At 64.4% G+C, this 688-nt stretch carries 1 pseudogene; it reads left to right on the top strand.

Annotated elements, in window-relative coordinates:
* Positions 1–249 precede the first annotated feature (249 nt).
* Positions 250–688: pseudogene (locus AC0V2Y_RS27705) on the top strand (hypothetical protein); the annotation flags it as partial.

A 688-nucleotide genomic window follows, 5' to 3' on the forward strand; every position in this document is an offset into this window, starting at 1 on the left:
CCACCATTCAAAGAACAAGCTATCCTTTTTTCAGCAGCGATGGTGCGCGCGCTGATCGACGGCAGCAAAACGCAGACGCGACGCGTCATGAAGCCGCAGCCAGAACCAGTGCCGCATCGCCCAGGCGATTACCAGTGGCCCTGCAATGCGTTCCAGTCGTTGGTGAGCGTTGCGGATACGCGTGCACCTGGCGCTCATGGCATGGCCGGCGACGCGTGTCCACACGGAGGACATGGTGATCGGCTGTGGGTGCGCGAAACGTTCTTCGCCTACGGCCGCTGGGTGACGCGCTACAGCAAGAAGAAGCGCCGCGACGAATGGCACTTCATCGACATGACGGCCGAATCCGACCGCGCGTACCAATACGACGCCGATTCCCCGGACGTACCGCTGGCGGCCGGGCGCGGCGGCGCGCTGCCAGGCTGGTACAAGCGTCCCTCCATCTTCATGCCTGGTGCGGCCTGCCGCATCCTGCTGGAGATCGTGTCGGTGCGCGTCGAGCGCCTGCAGGACATCAGCGATGCCGACATTGTTGCCGAAGGCATCGATATGGAAGCGCTGGCGGAATCGCAGGAGCGCTACGACGCGATTGCCAAGGATGGCAACGCATCCGGCCGGGCTACGCTGCGCACGACCTGGCGCGATCTGTGGGAGTCGACCGGCGGCGAGTGGGAAACGAACCCGTGGT

This window comes from Janthinobacterium sp. BHSEK (genome assembly GCF_056174685.1).